Source organism: Endozoicomonas sp. ONNA2, assembly GCF_024606365.1.
GTDB lineage: Bacteria > Pseudomonadota > Gammaproteobacteria > Pseudomonadales > Endozoicomonadaceae > Endozoicomonas.
On record NZ_JAHHPO010001116.1, the window covers coordinates 1 to 1002 of the forward strand.

1 protein-coding gene is annotated in these 1002 nt (G+C 51.9%); it reads right to left on the bottom strand.

Going from position 1 to position 1002, the window contains the following annotated elements; genetic code table 11:
* A partial coding sequence (locus KDK14_RS19785; RefSeq protein WP_257266944.1) for a chloride channel protein occupies positions 1-817 on the bottom strand: 817 nt, incomplete at its 3' end.
* Between the last annotated feature and the right edge of the window lie 185 nt (positions 818-1002).

Consider the following 1002-nt stretch of genomic DNA (forward strand, 5'->3'; position numbering starts at 1 on the left):
GATAATATCCGGGGTTATCCCGGTGAAACAAAACAAATGCATGGCGAACAATCACCACCATGTGGTTAAAGACGACACCCACCAGACCGCAGATCATGCCCATAATAATGACCAGAGGCAAGGCAGACAGCGGTAAATGGTGGCATTGTGGCAGGGCAAACAGTGGGCTATTACCATGCAATAACCGGCAGGTGATGGTGGCCGTGATGGTGGCAATAATCACCGCCTTGAAAGAGATAAAGGAATAATGAACGTCCGGCAGCATCTCCTCTGCCACCACAAACAGAATACCCGCCAGTGGCGCATTGAAAGCCGCAGCCATTCCGGCAGCAGTGCCACACACCATCAGCATATGGTGACTGCGCCTGTCCTGAAAACGGCAAAGCTCATGGACCATCTGGCCACTGCTGGCACCAAGTTGTACCGATGGCCCGCCAACTCCCAGGACCATTCCGGCACTGAGTGTACAAATCGTACCTGCCAGTTTAACGGGCATAATGCGCCACCAGCGCACCGTACGCAGCCCTTCAATGGCTCCCTCCACCTCCGGAATGCCTGAACCTCTGGCTTCCGGGGCCAGTCGAAACACCAGCCAGGCAGCCACAACACTCATTAATGTGCTGGCAGATAAAAGTATAACAATGGATCCAGCGTCGCTATTGCCATCACTTACAAGATATGATTGACGTATCTGTATCAGGTAACCTATTGCACCGCGCAGGAATGAGCAGAGCACACCGGTTATGATTCCCGCCACCGCTGCTGATATCAGAATGGTAACAGGGTTATCCTGGCCGGTATCGGGGGAGTCAGTCATGGTCAGGTGATGATGTTTAGGGAATTGCCAGCAGGAAGTGAGAGTCAATCAAACTTGTTATTGACGATTAACGGAATATGTATGGAATTGTCCGGAATAACTTCATCATTTTATTCAGTCCGGGAAAATACCGCTGCCCGCAAAAGCACAAGTGGTTCCAGCTTTTCGGGAAGCGGGCGGCGGGT